The sequence below is a fragment of the Mycolicibacterium cosmeticum genome (assembly GCF_000613185.1).
Taxonomy (GTDB): Bacteria; Actinomycetota; Actinomycetes; order Mycobacteriales; family Mycobacteriaceae; genus Mycobacterium; species Mycobacterium cosmeticum.
On the sequence record NZ_CCBB010000003.1, the window covers coordinates 162,116 to 177,195 of the forward strand.

At 66.6% G+C, this 15,080-nt stretch carries 15 protein-coding genes; 11 read left to right on the forward strand and 4 right to left on the reverse strand.

Annotated features, from left to right (window positions below; all coding sequences use genetic code 11):
- Positions 1 to 49 precede the first annotated feature (49 nt).
- The 8 genes from BN977_RS19795 to BN977_RS19830 all read left to right on the forward strand — a co-directional run bounded on the left by BN977_RS19795 (position 50) and on the right by BN977_RS19830 (position 9,339).
- Positions 50 to 1,696 (forward strand): ABC transporter substrate-binding protein, encoded by a 1,647-nt coding sequence (locus BN977_RS19795; protein WP_036400869.1) that lies wholly within the window; start codon positions 50 to 52, stop codon positions 1,694 to 1,696.
- 7 nt (positions 1,697 to 1,703) lie between these two features.
- Positions 1,704 to 2,693: an ABC transporter permease gene (locus BN977_RS19800; protein WP_024455221.1), complete on the forward strand. Its 990-nt coding sequence runs from the start codon at positions 1,704 to 1,706 to the stop codon at positions 2,691 to 2,693.
- Between the two features lie 3 nt (positions 2,694 to 2,696).
- Positions 2,697 to 3,659, forward strand: a complete 963-nt coding sequence (locus BN977_RS19805) for an ABC transporter permease (RefSeq protein ID WP_024455222.1) — start codon at positions 2,697 to 2,699, stop codon at positions 3,657 to 3,659.
- Positions 3,656 to 4,657, forward strand: a complete 1,002-nt coding sequence (locus BN977_RS19810) for an ABC transporter ATP-binding protein (protein WP_036400872.1) — start codon at positions 3,656 to 3,658, stop codon at positions 4,655 to 4,657. The genes BN977_RS19805 and BN977_RS19810 overlap by 4 nt, the downstream gene beginning before the upstream one ends.
- Positions 4,654 to 5,649, forward strand: a complete 996-nt coding sequence (locus tag BN977_RS19815) for an ABC transporter ATP-binding protein (protein ID WP_024455224.1) — start codon at positions 4,654 to 4,656, stop codon at positions 5,647 to 5,649. The genes BN977_RS19810 and BN977_RS19815 overlap by 4 nt, the downstream gene beginning before the upstream one ends.
- A 146-nt stretch (positions 5,650 to 5,795) precedes the next feature.
- Entirely contained in the window at positions 5,796 to 6,485 is a 690-nt protein-coding gene (locus tag BN977_RS19820; protein ID WP_084172735.1) for a VldE C-terminal domain-containing protein, read from the forward strand.
- 46 nt (positions 6,486 to 6,531) lie between these two features.
- Positions 6,532 to 8,370 (forward strand): ABC transporter ATP-binding protein, encoded by a 1,839-nt coding sequence (locus tag BN977_RS19825; RefSeq protein WP_234709643.1) that lies wholly within the window; start codon positions 6,532 to 6,534, stop codon positions 8,368 to 8,370.
- 84 nt (positions 8,371 to 8,454) lie between these two features.
- The gene (locus tag BN977_RS19830; protein WP_024455226.1) at positions 8,455 to 9,339 is read left to right on the forward strand and encodes a glycoside hydrolase family 16 protein; all 885 of its coding nucleotides are present in this window, start codon (positions 8,455 to 8,457) and stop codon (positions 9,337 to 9,339) included.
- Between the two features lie 4 nt (positions 9,340 to 9,343).
- On the opposite strand, the gene BN977_RS19835 is transcribed toward BN977_RS19830, so the two are convergent.
- The gene (locus tag BN977_RS19835) at positions 9,344 to 10,195 is read right to left on the reverse strand and encodes a LysR family transcriptional regulator (RefSeq protein WP_036400876.1); all 852 of its coding nucleotides are present in this window, start codon (positions 10,193 to 10,195) and stop codon (positions 9,344 to 9,346) included.
- A gap of 71 nt (positions 10,196 to 10,266) precedes the next feature.
- Between BN977_RS19835 and BN977_RS19840 the strand changes: the two genes are divergently transcribed.
- Positions 10,267 to 11,271, forward strand: coding sequence for a bile acid:sodium symporter family protein (locus tag BN977_RS19840; protein ID WP_036400879.1), 1,005 nt, complete (start codon positions 10,267 to 10,269; stop codon positions 11,269 to 11,271).
- 28 nt (positions 11,272 to 11,299) lie between these two features.
- On the opposite strand, the gene BN977_RS19845 is transcribed toward BN977_RS19840, so the two are convergent.
- Positions 11,300 to 12,586 (reverse strand): cytochrome P450, encoded by a 1,287-nt coding sequence (locus BN977_RS19845; RefSeq protein WP_036400881.1) that lies wholly within the window; start codon positions 12,584 to 12,586, stop codon positions 11,300 to 11,302.
- Positions 12,587 to 12,603: 17 nt separating this feature from the next.
- Positions 12,604 to 12,816 carry a ferredoxin gene (locus tag BN977_RS19850; protein WP_046872612.1) on the reverse strand — a complete coding sequence of 71 codons (213 nt, stop codon included), beginning with the start codon at positions 12,814 to 12,816 and terminating at the stop codon, positions 12,604 to 12,606.
- 130 nt (positions 12,817 to 12,946) lie between these two features.
- Between BN977_RS19850 and BN977_RS19855 the strand changes: the two genes are divergently transcribed.
- Together BN977_RS19855 and BN977_RS19860 are read left to right on the forward strand one after the other, a co-directional pair.
- Positions 12,947 to 13,546 (forward strand): TetR/AcrR family transcriptional regulator, encoded by a 600-nt coding sequence (locus BN977_RS19855; protein WP_024455230.1) that lies wholly within the window; start codon positions 12,947 to 12,949, stop codon positions 13,544 to 13,546.
- Positions 13,547 to 13,727: 181 nt separating this feature from the next.
- A complete protein-coding gene (locus BN977_RS19860; RefSeq protein ID WP_024455231.1) occupies positions 13,728 to 14,567 on the forward strand; it encodes a mycofactocin-coupled SDR family oxidoreductase in 840 nt (279 codons plus the stop codon).
- Positions 14,568 to 14,733: 166 nt separating this feature from the next.
- On the opposite strand, the gene BN977_RS32495 is transcribed toward BN977_RS19860, so the two are convergent.
- Positions 14,734 to 15,039, reverse strand: a complete 306-nt coding sequence (locus tag BN977_RS32495; protein WP_051561727.1) for a hypothetical protein — start codon at positions 15,037 to 15,039, stop codon at positions 14,734 to 14,736.
- Positions 15,040 to 15,080: the final 41 nt, after the last annotated feature.

The following is a 15,080-nucleotide window of genomic DNA, read 5'->3' on the forward strand; positions in this document are numbered from 1 at the left end:
ACAGCTTATGGACATCAAATCGACAGCTGGTGGACGAGGGGAAATGGCAATGAGCAGGCTGCGCAGAGGCGCGACCACAGTATTCGCGGTCGCGCTGACGGCGTTCGGGGTGGCCGCGTGTGGAGGAGAGTCGTCGGACAGTGCCGGCGGTGGTGGTGGCGGTGACATCAACATCTCGATGACGTCGTTCCCGGACTACATCGATCCGCAGCTGTCCTACACCGTCGAGGGGTGGGAGGTGATGTACAACGTCTACACCCCGCTGCTGACCTACAAGCACCAGAAGGGTGAAGCCGGCACCCAGGTGGTGCCCGGCCTGGCCAAGGCCATGCCCGAGGTATCCCCGGACGGCAGGACCTACAAGCTCGCGCTGCGGCCCAACATGAAGTACTCCGACGGCACCCCGATCAAGGCATCGGACTTCACCTACGCGATCAAGCGGCTGTTCAAGGCGAACTCCGGCGGCTCGGTGTTCTACGAACCCATCGTCGGCGCAACGGATTACGCCGAAGGCAAGGCCGACACCATCTCCGGTATCAAGACCGACGACGGCACCGGCGACATCACCATCACCCTCACCGAGCCCAACGGCACGTTCGAGAACGTGCTGGGGCTGCCGTTCGCGGCGCCCGTGCCGCCCACGACGCCGCTCGACAAGGACGCGACCAACAACCCGCCGCCGTCCAGCGGTCCGTTCGTGATCACCAAAGTCGAAGCACCGCAAACGCTCACCATGGAGCGCAACCCCAACTTCAAGACCGTGAAAGACGCCGGGGCCAGCGAGGTTGCCGACGGGCACGTCGACAAGATCACCGTCACCCAGAACAAGAGCAACTCCGCTCAGGTCACCGGTGTCGAACAGAACACCATCGATCTGATGGTCGACCCGCCCGACGCCGACCGGCTGACCGAGGTGAAAACCAAGTACGGTGACCGATTCCGGCTGGAACAGTCCATCAACACCTACTACTTCTGGATGAACACCCAGAAGGCGCCGTTCAACGATCTGCGGGTGCGGCAGGCGGTCAACTACGCCGTCGACCCGGAGGCGCTGAACCGGGTGTTCGGCGGCCGCATGCATCCGACGCAGCAGATCCTGCCGCCGGGAATGCCCGGCTACCAGGAATACAAGCTGTACCCGGGACCGGATATGAACAAGGCGAAACAGCTGATCGCCGAGGCGAATCCGGCCGACAAGGACATCACGGTATGGACCGATGACGAGCCGGACCGCAAGCGCATCGGCGAGTACTACCACGACGTGCTCACCCAGCTCGGGTTCAACGCGACGCTCAAGGTGATCGCCGGCGACGTCTACTTCACCACCATCGGCAACCAGTCCACCCCGGACCTGGACACCGGTTTCGGTGACTGGTTCCAGGACTTCCCGCACCCGGACGACTTCTTCCGCCCGCTGCTCAACGGTGCAAGCATCCTGCCCACCAACGGCAACAACTTCTCCAGGGCGAACATCCCGGCGCTGGATGCCACCATGAACAAGCTTCGCACCGAGGAACTGACCGACGACGTGAAGAAGCAGTACGCCGACCTGGACCGTGCCTTCATGGAGCAGGCGGTGTGGGCGCCGTACGGTAACGAGGAGTTCAGCACCTTCGTCTCGGAGCGGATCGACTTCGACAAGGCGTATTACCATCCGCTGTTCAACGAGGACTACTCGGCGCTGGCGCTGAAGTAATCCCACGGTGACCATCCAGATCTCGGAGTCCGCACGTACCCGTGGGCCCTGGTACCTCGGCTGGTTGCGGTTGCGCCGCAACAAGATCGCCCTCGCGTTCGGGGCGCTGTTCCTGCTCATCGTGTTGGCCTGCCTGGCGGCACCGGTGTGGGCCGAGCACGTGGCCCACACCGGCCCGAACGACAACCACATCACCGACAAGGTGCTCATCGACGGGCACGAGGAGTACGTCGTCACGCCCGACGGCACGCCCCTGGGGCCGGGCCTGCACGGCCGATACCTGCTCGGTGCCGATCAGAACGGCCGCGACGTCATGGTGCGGCTGCTCTACGGCGGGCGTACCTCCATCTTCATCGGGGTGTTCGCCGCGCTGGTGACGACGGTGCTCGCGGTGATCACCGGCCTGCTGTGCGGTTACTACCGCGGCTGGATCGACGCCGTGTTGTCCCGGGCCATGGACGTGGTGTGGGCCTTTCCGGTGCTGCTGCTGGGCATTGCCCTGGGCACCGCACTGGCGTTGGGCGGGTTGAAGATCGGTGACCTGGTGGTCGCCGGCGACTCGTTGTGGATCCCGATCCTGATCATCGGGTTCGTGTACGTGCCCTATATGGCCCGGCCGATCCGCGGTGAGATCCTGGCCCTGCGTGAGAAGGAGTTCGTCGAGGCCGCCGTTGCCCAGGGCATGGGCTCGGTGCGGATCATGTTCACCGAGCTGCTGCCGAATGTGGTGTCGACCATCATCGTCTTCTTCACCCTGAACATCGCCAACAACATGCTGTTGGAGTCGTCGCTGTCGTTCCTGGGAGCGGGGGTGCGGCCGCCCAACGCGTCGTGGGGCACGATGATCGCCGACGGTTACCAAACCATCTACACCGCACCGCATCTGACGATCGTGCCCGGCCTGATGATCGTGTTGACCGTGTTGTCGCTCAACGTGTTCGGTGACGGCCTGCGCGACGCACTGGATCCGCGGGCCAAGATCAGGCTGGAGCACTAGGCCATGGTTCGTTTCGTCGCCCGGCGGCTGGCCGGCATGGTCGCGGTGCTGTTCGCGATCTCGGTCGTCGTCTTCCTGATCTTCAACGTGATTCCCAACTCCGACCCGGCGGCGCGGATCGCGGGCAAGAACTCCGACCCGGCGCTGATCGCCAGGGTGAGCGCCGATCTGGGACTGGACCAGCCGCTGCCGGTGCAGTACCTGACCATGATGCGCAAGATCCTGACCGGTCAGCTGACCTCCTACGCGAGTTCGCAGAACGTCACCGAGCAGATCTGGAAGGGGCTGCCCGCGACGTTCTCGCTGTGCATCGGCGCGGCGGTGCTGTGGATGACGCTGGCGATCCTGTTCGGCTATCTGTCGGCGGTGCACTCCGGCAAGTTCACCGACCGGATTCTGACCGTGCTGTCGCTGACCGGCGTGTCCATGCCGGTGTTCTGGCTGGCCGCAATTCTGTTGTACTACTTGAGCTTCAAGGCCCAACTGTTCCCGACCAGTAGTTACGTCCCGTTGACCAAGGACCCGGTGCAATGGGCGTATCACCTGATCCTGCCCTGGATTACGCTGGCCGTGCTCTACGTCGGCTTCTACAGCCGGGTGTTGCGGTCGAACATGCTCGACGCGATGAACGAGGACTATGTCCGCACCGCGCGGGCCAAGGGCATCAGCGAACGTCAGGTGCGGATCCGGCATGTGTTGCGTAACTCGATGATTCCGGTGGTGACGATGTTCGGGCTGGACTTCGGCGTGGTGGTCGGCGGTGGCGCGATCCTCACCGAGACGGTGTTCAACCTCAACGGGGTCGGGTTGTACGCCGGGCAGGCCATCGGCAGCCTGGATCTGCCACCGCTGATGGGAGTGACGATTTTCGGGGCGTTCTTCATCGTGCTGTTCAACACCATCGTGGACATCCTCTACGCATTCCTCGACCCACGGATCCGGCTCGGAGAGGCGGCACCGGCATGATGCTGCAAGTGGACGGGCTGACCGTCGGTTTCAACACCGAAGGCGGGCTGGTGCACGCCGTCGACGGTGTCAGTTTCGGGCTGGACCGCGGCGAGATCCTGGCCATTGTCGGCGAATCCGGCTCCGGCAAGAGCGTCACCGCGCAGACCCTGCTCGGCCTGACCCGGGCCCCGAACGCCAAGATCGGCGGCTCGGTGCGCTTCGACGGGATCGAATTGAACACCCTCGACGACGACGGTTGGCGGGCGGTGCGCGGCGAACGTATCGCGATGATCTTCCAGGATCCGATGACATCGCTGAACCCGGTGTACCGCGTCGGCGATCAGCTGATCGAGATGATCCGGGCGCATCGCGACGTCTCCAAGAACGAGGCCCGGGACCGCGCCGTCGAACTGCTGCGCTCGGTGGGCATCCCGAATCCGGAACGGCGCGTGCGGGATTACCCGCACGAGTTCTCCGGCGGTATGCGCCAGCGGGTGATGATCGCGATGGCATTGTCGTTGGATCCGGACGTGCTGATCGCCGACGAGCCGACGACCGCGCTCGATGTCACGGTGCAGGCCCAGATCCTGCGGCTGCTGGCGCGGCTGAACGAGGAGCGCAGCCTCGCCGTCGTGCTGATCACCCATGACCTGGGCGTGGTTGCCGAAGTGGCCGACCGGGTGGCCGTCATGTATGCCGGGCAGATCGTCGAAGAGGCCACCCTGGACGAGTTGTTCTACGACCCACAGCATCCCTACACCTGGGGGCTGCTGGGCTCGCTGGCCCGGCTGGACCAGCCCAACCCGGAACGGCTGGCCCAGATCGCCGGGGCGCCACCGTCGTTGACCGATTTGCCGAGCGGCTGCCGGTTCGCCCCGCGCTGCCCGCATGTCTTCGACGCGTGCGCCGAACCGCCACCGCTGCACCGGGATCGGTGCTGGCTGTCCGCTGAGCAGAAGCGCACGCTGCGGGTCGTCGACGGCCGGATCGGATTACGGAAGCCGGTGACCACATGAGCGCGCTCCTCGAGGTCACCGACCTGGTGAAGCACTTCCCGATCAAATCGGGCGTGATCGTCGACCGGGAGATCGGCCGGGTGCGCGCCGTCGACGGCGTCAGCCTGAGCTTGTACGAGGGCGAAACCCTCGGGCTGGTCGGTGAATCCGGCTGCGGGAAGTCGACCCTGTGCCGGCTGATCATGCAGCTGACCGCGCCGACGTCGGGTTCGGTGCGGTTCGACGGGCAGGAGCTGGTCGGCCGGAGTCAACGCGACCTGCGCGGCATGCGGCGGCAGATCCAGATGATCTTCCAGGATCCGTACGCGTCGCTGAATCCCCGCAAACGGGTGGCGCAGATCATCGGTGCGCCGATGGAGCTTCACGGCCTGGCGTCGGGTCGCGACACCCGCACCCGGGTGCAGGAGCTGCTGGAGCGCGTGGGTTTGCGGCCCGAACACGCCGACCGCTTCCCGCACGAGTTCTCGGGCGGCCAGCGTCAGCGCATCGGCATCGCCAGGGCGCTGGCCCTGCGGCCCAAGCTGATCATCGCCGACGAACCGGTCTCGGCCCTCGATGTGTCCGTCCAGGCCCAGATCGTCAACCTGCTCAAGGACCTGCAGGACGAGTTCGGGCTGTCCTATCTGTTCGTGGCGCACGACCTGGGCGTCGTCCGGCACGTCTCCAATCGGGTCGCGGTGATGTACCTGGGCAAGGTCGTCGAAAGCGCCCGCGCGGCCGAGCTGTATCAGCACCCGCTGCATCCCTACGCCAATGCGCTGCTGTCGGCGGTGCCGGTGCCGGATCCGCGGCGCAACGCGACCCGTGAGCGGCTCGTGCTCGAGGGCGACGTGCCCAGTCCCATCGACCCACCGTCGGGGTGCCGGTTCCACACCCGTTGCCCCTGGTCGACGGAGGTATGTCAGACCGACGAGCCGCAGCTGGTCGACCACACCGGAGGCCGGGAGCCCGGGCACGTGGCGGCCTGTCATCACCCTCGCAACCTCGACTGAAGGCATCCGGCCTGCGGAAATACGCTCACTCTCAACTTGAGCGTCAGCGACACGCCCGGTTATGATCACGAACTTGTAACAACAAGTGCACGGTGAGATATCGGAAGTTGCTGCGTATGCCTCGTCTCGGTCGTAATGTGCTGTCGGTGAGCCGACACGCATTGGCCAAGAAGCGGCGTGCTGTTTCCCCCTCGGCTGCCGTGGCTGCGCTCGTCGTTCCCGCCGCCATCCTGGCCGCCACCGCCGGTGACGTGCATCCCCTGACGGCTCAACGGCCCGCCCCGCCCGTGCTGGGTGATGTCGTCACGGTCGCCGACAGCGCCCCGTACGGGCTGGAGATCGTGGCCGCCCCGGCCGCCTTCTCCTCGGCGCCCACCGTCGTACAGCCGGCAGCGAACTTTGCCGCCGCGCCGACCGGTGTGGCCTCACGGTGGCGGGTGGACACCCGGCCGCTGTTGCTGCCGGTCGGCCTGGCCCCCGAACGTGGCCTGCAGGTGCGCACCATCCTGACCTCACGCGCCGTCACCGCAACCTTCCCGGAGATCCACAGCATCGGCGGGGTGCGCCCCGACGCGCTGCGCTGGCATCCCGACGGCCTGGCATTGGACGTCATGATCCCGGACGCCGGCTCGGCGTCGGGCATCGCGCTCGGGAACGAGATCGTGTCCTACGTGCTGAAGAACGCGGTTCGGTTCGGCATCCAGGACGCCATCTGGCGCGGCGTCTACTACACCCCGGGCGGCGCGCAACGCGGCGGCTACGGCCACTACGACCACGTGCACATCACCACCACCGGCGGTGGTTATCCCACCGGCAACGAGGTGTACCCCCGCTGATCGCGTTTGTGGCGCGCGAAAGCCGAACATCGCGCATCCTGATCGCGTGTCCGACGCTCGAGTCAATACATCCCGCCTGATCTGGCGCAGCCTCGGCATGCTGCGCGCGGTGCGCGGCCTCATCGTGATCTCCCTGTTGCTCGGCGTGATCGCCTCCGCGCTGCCGTACCTGTCGGCCGCGGCGTTCGGCCCGATGATGCAGGTGGTCGCCGACGCCGGAAACGGCGGAAATCTCAGCGACGTGTGGAATATGCGGGGCCCCATGGTGGCCCGCGAGGACGGGTTGCTGCACTCGGTGGCGGGATCGGTTCCGTTCGCGGTGCTGCTGGCCACCTGGGCGGTGTCACTGGTGCTGACCCAGTTCATGTACTTCGTCAACGGCTGGGTCGGGGCGAAGGTCGAGCAGATCCTGGTGGTGGACATCCGGCAGCGGGTGCACGACCATCTCCAGACACTGTCGATGGACTTCTTCGCCCGCTCGCGCACCGGTGAGCTGATCCAGCGGGTCACCACCGAATCGGCCGGGGTGCAACGACTGTTGACCGGATGTCTCATCCCGCCCCTCATCGACACCATCGTGCTGTTGGTCGCCGTGAGTTATCTGATGATCCTGTGCTGGCAGATGACCATTGCCGCGCTGGTGCTCACACCGCTGGCGCTGTTCACGTTGCGCTTCGCGGGAGCGCATGTGCAGGCGGCGGTCCGCAAGGAGATGACCGCCGACCGGGCCATGTCCACCGAGTTGGAGCAGACGGTCAGCGGGATCTCCGAGATCCAGATGTTCAACGCCCAGTCGTTGCGCAGCAAGCGCTTTCACGAGGTGTCCGAGAACGCCGCGAAAGCCGGCGCCTCGTCGGTGGCGTGGATGCAGGCCACTGCCAACGGTTCTCAGATCTTCGTGGCGCTGAGCACCGTGGTGGTGTTGCTGGTGGGCATCGGGTTCAGCGCCAGCTTCGGTTTGACCTTCGCCGGGCTGCTGGTGTTCGCGGGCATGGTGCCGACGATGTTCGGTGCGGCGCAACGGGTGATGGGCGCCTACACGACCTACAAATCCGTCGCGCCCAACGCCGCCTCGACCTACGAACTGCTCGACACGCGGCCCTCGGTCGTCGAGATGCCCGGCGCGGCCGAACTCGGTGCGGTACAGGGCAACCTGGTGTTCGAGGACGTCACGTTCGGCTATACGCCCCAGCATGCGGTGCTGGACGGCCTCACGTTCAGCGTCGCCGAAGGCGAGACCGTCGCCCTGGTCGGCGGCATCGGATCCGGCAAGTCCACGGTGTTCAACCTGCTGTTGCGGTTCCTGGACCCGCAGCGCGGGCGGATTCTGCTCGACGGGCACGACATCTCCGGCGTCACCGTCGCCTCGCTGCGCGAGCAGGTTTCCAAACTGGCCCAGTTCCCGTTCTTCACCAAGGACACCATCCGCGAGAACATCCGCCTGGCTCGGCCGGCGGCCACCGACGCTGAGATCGAGGCGGCCTGCGTCCAGGCGCACATCCACTCGGTCATCACCGACCCGGTCAAGATGCACGACGGCTACGACACGGTGATCGACGTCCAGGTGCCCTCCGGCGGGCAGAAGCGGCTCATCGCACTGGCGCGTTGCCTGTTGCGCCGCCCGGAAGTGTTGCTCCTCGACGAGCCGACGGAGAACCTCGACGCCGATCAGCGGGCCCGGCTGACCGGGGTGATCCGCGGCTACGCGCGGGACCGCACGTGCATGGTGATCAGCCACGACATGGATTTCATCGCCGCCGTCGCCGATCGGATCCTGGTGCTGGAGGACGGCAGGATCGTGCAGTCGGGAGATCACCGCGCGCTCATGGCCGAGGGCGGTCTGTACAAACGCCTGTACGAAGCGCAGAACGCCGAGACCGGCTGAGGTGTTGCCGCACGTTAACGGCGCGCAAACACAGGCTGAATCACCATCGTCACTTGCATCGTCTAAGGTTCTGCTGTGCCTGAGATGGATCGTCGCAGCGTCATGATGATGATTGGTCTGGGTGCGGCCGCCGCCGTGCTGCCCACTCAGACGGCCCACGCGGAGCCGCTCCCAGGAGATCTGGGGCCTGGTCCGGTCCCCGGGCCGGCAGCGCCGGGTGCGCCCGCCCCGACCCCCGCCGCGGCCGAACCGGCTTTCCTGTGGCGCGACGAGTTCAACGGTCCCGCAGGCGCACCGCCCAACCCGGCGGACTGGTTCATCGTCCCGGCGCGCGAGACCATCCGGAACCCCGTCGAGTGGGACAAGCCCTACAACATGGGCCGCTACGTCACCGACCAGGAGCACGTGTTCCAGGACGGCAAGGGCAATCTGGTCATCCGCGCCACCCGTGGGCCCGGTAACAACATCCAGGAGCGCTACGCCAGTGCCAAGATCATCGGCAACTGGCGCGGTGCCATCGGGACCACGTGGGAGGCCCGGGTCAAGCTCAACTGCCTCACCGACGGTGCCTGGCCCGCCTTCTGGCTGCTCAACGATGATCCGGTGCGCGGCGGCGAGGTGGACCTGGTCGAGTGGTACGGCAACCGGGACTGGCCGTCGGGCAGCACGGTGCACGCCCGGCTGGACGGCACCTCGTTCGCGACGGATCCGCACCCGATCGACAGTGCCTGGCACACCTGGCGGATGACGTGGCTGCCGACCGGCATGTACTTCTGGAAGGACTACGCGCCGGGTATGGAGCCGTATTTCACGGTTCCGGCCAACTCGCTGGAGGACTGGCCGTTCAACGATCCCGGCTACACGCTGGCCCCGGTGTTCAACATCGCCGTCGGCGGCTCGGGTGGGCGTGAGCCGGCGGGTGGCAACTACCCGGCCGAAATGCTGATCGACTGGATCCGCGTCTTCTGATCCGTCACCGGTGCATCCGGCGGGCGTTGGCGACGATCGCGTCGCGCAACGCCTGCTCGGGCTCGGACAGCGCGCTGCGCCGGCACACCAGCACGAACTCCAGTTCGCCCAATTCCGGCAGCCCGTCGTCGACGGGGTAGAGGCCTTGTGGCAGAAGGGTTTCGGCGTGCGGCACGACGCCGAGCCCGGCCAGCACCGCCGCCTGCAGGCCCAGTTGACTGTCGCTGACACAGGCGATGCGCCAGCTGCGGTGTTCGCGTTCCAGCGCCCGCAACGCCATGTGCCGGGTCAGGCTGGGCGGGGGATAGGTCACCACCGGCACCGGGTCACCGACGCCGGCCAAACCGGCTCGGCCGGCCCACACCAACCGGTCCTGCCACAGCAATTCGCCGTGCTGCTCGCCCGGTAACCGCTTGGCCACCATCATGTCCAGCTCGCCGGCGGCCATCCGCACCTTGAGGTTCTCGCTGAGCCCGACGACGAGTTCCAGGTCGACGGCCGGATAGGAGCGCTGGAACTCGACGAGCACATCCGGCAGGTCCAGGGTGACCAGGTCGTCGGAGGCGCCCAGCCGGATGAAACCGGTCAGGCGGGACTCCGAGAAATACCGGTCGGCCTGCGCCTGGGCGTCCAGGATGTTGCGTGCGAAGCCCACCATGGCGGCACCGTCGGCGGTGAGGGCCAGATTGCGGGTGTCCCGGCGGAACAGTTCGCGGCCCACCGCCTGTTCCAGGCGGGCGATGTGCCCGCTGACGGTGGACTGCCGCAAGCCGAGCACCCGCCCGGCCGCGGTGAAACCACCCGCCCGCTCGACGGCCAGGAAGGTGCGCAACTGCTCGGGATCCAACATATTCATCACGCTACGTGATCAGAGATATCCAGCGCATCGCCTTTCGCAATGAGTCGAGTGGCTCCTACCGTGGAGCGGTGACCTTGCTGGCCAAACTCCGGATCGACGGCTTCCTCCTCGGATTGTTCGCTGCCATGGCGATCGGGCTGCTGCTGCCCGCCGGCGGGGCGGCCGCCGATGTACTGGACTGGGCCACCAAGATCGCCATCGCCGTGCTGTTCCTGCTCTACGGCACCCGACTGGAACCGCGCGAGGCGCTGCACGGGTTGCGGCACTGGCGGCTGCACACCACGGTCCTCGCCTGCACCTATGTGCTGTTCCCGGTGCTGGGCTTGGCGCTCAAGCTGCTGGTGCCCTCGGTGCTGACCGACGACCTCTACACCGGCGTGCTGTATCTGTGCCTGCTGCCGTCCACCGTGCAGTCCTCCATCGCATTCACCTCGATCGCGCGCGGCAATGTGGCGGCGGCCGTGGTGAGTGCCTCGGCGTCGAACATGCTGGGCATCTTCGTCACCCCGGTGCTGGTGACGCTGCTGATGCAGACCACGGGTGCCGCCACCGTCTCGCCGCGGCAGATCCTGGAGATCGTCGTCCAGCTGCTGCTGCCGTTCATCGTCGGACAGTTGTTGCGGCCCAAGCTGCATCGGGTGCTGGCGCACACCACGCTGACCAAGGTGGTCGACCGCGGCTCGGTGTACCTGGTGGTGTACGCGGCGTTCAGCGCCGGCATGACCGAGCACATCTGGGCCGGCATGACCGCAGTGCACCTGCTGGCGGTGGTGGGGGTGTGCGCGCTGTTGCTGGCGGTGGTGCTCGGCGTGACGGCGGGGCTGGCCCGGCTGCTGCGGTTCAACCGGGCCGACCGCATCGTGGTGATCTTCTGCGGGTCCAAGAAGAGCCTGGCCACCGGGCTGCCGATGGCGACGGTGCTTTTCGCCGGTCATCCGGTGGGGCTGATCGTGTTGCCGCTGATGATCTTTCACCAGATCCAGCTCATCACCTGCGCGACGCTGGCCGGGCGCTGGGGGCGGGCCGCCGAGGCGGCGGACGCCCGGCAGGCCGTCGCTCAGGGTTGCGCGTAGACCGTACCGGTCTGCGGGGACGGCCCACTCACGCGCCGGACACCTCGGTGAACTCGATGTGCAACTCGGTCAGCCCGCGCAGCAGGAACGTCGGCTCGTAGGCATAGTTACGGTGCCCCGGCGCACCGTGTTTGGCCTCGCTGATCCGGATGTCGCGCATCCGGTCCAGCAGCCGGTTGATGGTGACCCGGCCCTCGACGCGGGCCAGGGGAGCGCCGGCGCAGGTGTGGATGCCGCGGCCGAACGTGATGTGTTCACGCACGTTCTTGCGGTCGATGCGGAATTCGTCGGGGTCCTCGAATTTGCGCGGATCCCGGTTCGCGGCGCCCAGGCACAGCATGATCACGGTGCCGGCCTTGATCGGCACCCCGCCCAGGGTGGTGGACTTGCGTGCCAGCCGGAAGTCCACCTTCGTCGGGCTCTCCAGGCGCAGCGCTTCCTCGATGAACGACGGGATCAGCTCACGGTCGGCTCGCAGCCGCTCCTGTAGTTCGGGCTGATCGCCGAGCACCCGCACGGCCGAGCTGAGCAGCTTGGTCACCGTCTCTTGCCCGGCGGCGAACAGGAACGTCGCCGGGCGGACCACCTCCAGCAGCGGCGGGACGGAACCGTCGGGATAGGTGGCCGTCGCCAGGCCGGTCAGCACATCCTCGCGCGGGTTCTCCCGGCGATCGGCGATATACGTGCTGAACAGATCGTCGAGGTATTGCAGCGGATTCGATCCCACCGGCTCGTGGTCCAGGGCGCCCACCCGCGAACCCGGGGCGTTGCCGGCGCCGAGGTTGCGCCGGATCTCGGGACGATCCGCCTCGGGGACGCCCAGCAGGTCGGCGATGGCCAGGGTGGCGAACGGCTTGCCGTACTCGCCGAGGAATTCGCACTGGCCGTTCGCGATGAACTCGTCGAACTGCCGGTCGGCCAGGGTCCAGATGTAGTCCTCGTTCTCCTGCAGCCGGCGCGGTGTCAGCAGCCGGCCGAGCAGGGAGCGTGCCTTCTCGTGCTCCGGGGGGTCCATCACCACCATGTGCTCGAAGATCGGGAATTCGTGCCGGTGCGCCTCGATCAGCTCGCTGATGTCGTCGCCTTCCGGCGTGAACGGCAGCGGCGGGAACGGACCCCCGATGGCATTGACGGCGGAAAACGCATCGACGTCCTTGAAGGCCGCCTGGACTTCCTGGTATCCGGTCACCGCGACCACACCGTAGTGCGGCTCGCGCACCACCGGGCCGAGGTTACGCAGGTGGTCCCAGTACGCGTACGGGTCCTGGGCGATCTCGGCGTTGGTGAAGTAGTCGACGTCGGCGAGGTCGGTCATGGTGCGGGCCTTCCGGGCTAGATCCAGCTGATGGCTTGACGGGGACATGCTGCGATGGCGGCTTCCACACTGTCCCAATGTGATCGACCGATCTCGGGGGTGCAGGTGGCGATGTCGTCGCCGAGATCGAAGACCTGGGGGGCCAGTTCGATACAGAGTGCGTGCGCTTCGCACAGTTTCGGGTCGACCCGGAGCCGGCGGCTCGTGGTCGGCGTGGACTGGGGTTGCACGGTCGTACCTCCTTGCCGCCGCGGCCCCGGGGGGTGCGGCGGAAACTGATCGACTGACCAAAATGTTAGACTGCCGTATGCCTACCACGCGGCGTGATCGCCGGTCAAGCATTCGCGGGCCGGTTCGGTGATGGCATCGGCACCCAGATCGAAGGCCGATGACGGCGGGGCTCGGCAGCGCCTGATCGAGGCGACCGTGCAGATCATGCACGACGAGGGCTACGCGGCCGCCACGTCGCGACGGGTCGCGGCCAAGGCCGGCGTCAAGCAGGCGCTGGTCTACTACTACTTTCCGACGATGGACGACCTGTTCATCGAGGTGCTGCGGGCCGGTGCGGAGGTGGCGCTGGAACAGATGCGCGCCGTGCTGCTCGACGACGATCCGCTGCGCGCGCTGTGGCGCATCAACAGTGACCCCCGACAGACCGTGCTGAGCACCGAGTTCATGGCTTTGGCCAACCACCGCAAGGCCATTGGCGCCGAGCTCAAGGCCTACTCGGAGCGGGTCCGCGATATCGAGACCGCGGCCGTCACCCTGGTGCTGCGGGCCAACGGGGTGGATCTCAACGACTACCCACCGGTGGTGATCTCGATGATCGTCGCGCAGATCGCCCGCAGTGTCGGTAACGAGAACGCGGTGGGCGTGACCCAGGGCCACGACGAGTTGCGCGCGTTCATCGACCGACAGATCGACCTGCTGTCCAGGCCGTCGGAAGTCGTGCGCGACTGAACGGCGCGCCGGCCTCGGCCGGCCGCGGTGCTCGGGCTGCGTGCGGTCCCGGTCGAAGCTTTTTGGTTGACAGTGCGTCGCCTCCGTGTCATGGTTCCTGATCGATCGACAAAATCTGATCGACGGATCGGACCGCCCCCCTCTGTGGCGGCCGCAAGAACCCGAACAGTGAGGTGACCCCATGGCGGGACGGGTAGAGGGCAAGGTCGCATTCATCACCGGCGCGGCGCGTGGGCAAGGGCGCAGTCACGCGGTGCGACTCGCCGAAGAGGGCGCCGACATCATCGCGGTCGACATCTGCGGTCCGGTGAGCAGCAATCCACAGATCGAACCGGCCACCCGCGACGACCTCGCCCAGACGGCCGATCTGGTCAAGCAACTGAACCGGCGCATCGTCACGGCGGAGGTGGACGTGCGTGACTACGACGCCGTGAAGGCCGCGGTGGACAGCGGAGTGGAGCAGCTGGGCCGGCTCGACATCATCTGCGCCAATGCCGGTATCGGCAATGGCGGACAGACCCTGGACCAGACCAGTGAAGCGGACTGGACGGACATGATCGACGTCAACCTGTCCGGCGTCTGGAAGACGGTGAAAGCCGCCGTGCCGCATCTCATCTCGCAGGGGCAAGGCGGATCGATCATCCTGACCAGTTCGGTGGGCGGCCTGAAGGCGTACCCGCACACCGGGCACTACATCGCCGCCAAACACGGTGTGGTCGGGCTGATGCGGACCTTCGCCGTCGAACTCGGCCAGCACTCGATCCGGGTGAACTCGGTGCACCCGACCAACGTGAACACCCCGCTGTTCATGAACGAGGGCACCATGAAGCTGTTCCGTCCCGATCTGGAGAACCCGGGCCCCGATGACCTCAAGGTGGCCGCACAGTTCATGCACGTGTTGCCCGTCGGCTGGGTCGAGCCGGTGGACATCAGCAACGCCGTCCTGTTCCTGGCCTCCGACGAATCGCGTTATGTGACCGGTCTTCCCGTGACCGTCGACGCCGGAAGCATGCTCAAGTAACCCCTTCCCCCTCCAACTGAATAACCAACTGAATAGGAATCAACCCAACGGCAACGGAGCCAAAGCCCATGGCCAGTACCAGTTCTCGTGTCAACCCCCTGTTTGCTGCAGATCCGCCTGACGTGCCTGCCCTCCGAACATGTCAGCGCGCCGCGAAGATCGGCGGTTATGGCGGCCTGGCGGTGGCGGCCTGGCTGGTCACCGCGGTAGCGACCGGCCACGGGGTGGCCGTCGCGGACACCACCGGCGGATCGACGGATTCGAGCGGGTCGACCGCGTCGAGTTCCTCGACGTCGTCCGGCGACACCTCGGGTGCCGCGTCGTCGTCCGGGAGCACGGGTACGTCCGGGGCGGCGGTCAGCACCGGAACGACCGGTGGCACCGAGGTGTCCGGTGGCACCGGCGCGACGGGCAGCACGGGAACCACCGGAACGACATCGGGAACCACCTCGGGATCAACCTCGTCGAGCACCGAGGTGGGCTCCGGCGTGATCGTCAGCAGCAGCGGCGGGG

What these genes read in the sequence shown, in the direction of transcription:
- BN977_RS19795 (WP_036400869.1), top strand. Translation starts at nt 50, where the DNA reads ATGAGCAGGCTGCGCAGAGGCGCGACCACAGTATTCGCGGTCGCGCTG.
- BN977_RS19805 (WP_024455222.1), top strand. Translation starts at nt 2,697, where the DNA reads ATGGTTCGTTTCGTCGCCCGGCGGCTGGCCGGCATGGTCGCGGTGCTG.
- BN977_RS19810 (WP_036400872.1), top strand. Translation starts at nt 3,656, where the DNA reads ATGATGCTGCAAGTGGACGGGCTGACCGTCGGTTTCAACACCGAAGGC.
- BN977_RS19815 (WP_024455224.1), top strand. Translation starts at nt 4,654, where the DNA reads ATGAGCGCGCTCCTCGAGGTCACCGACCTGGTGAAGCACTTCCCGATC.
- BN977_RS19830 (WP_024455226.1), top strand. Translation starts at nt 8,455, where the DNA reads ATGGATCGTCGCAGCGTCATGATGATGATTGGTCTGGGTGCGGCCGCC.
- BN977_RS19835 (WP_036400876.1), bottom strand. Translation starts at nt 10,195, where the DNA reads ATGAATATGTTGGATCCCGAGCAGTTGCGCACCTTCCTGGCCGTCGAG.
- BN977_RS19845 (WP_036400881.1), bottom strand. Translation starts at nt 12,586, where the DNA reads ATGACCGACCTCGCCGACGTCGACTACTTCACCAACGCCGAGATCGCC.
- BN977_RS19855 (WP_024455230.1), top strand. Translation starts at nt 12,947, where the DNA reads ATGGCATCGGCACCCAGATCGAAGGCCGATGACGGCGGGGCTCGGCAG.
- BN977_RS19860 (WP_024455231.1), top strand. Translation starts at nt 13,728, where the DNA reads ATGGCGGGACGGGTAGAGGGCAAGGTCGCATTCATCACCGGCGCGGCG.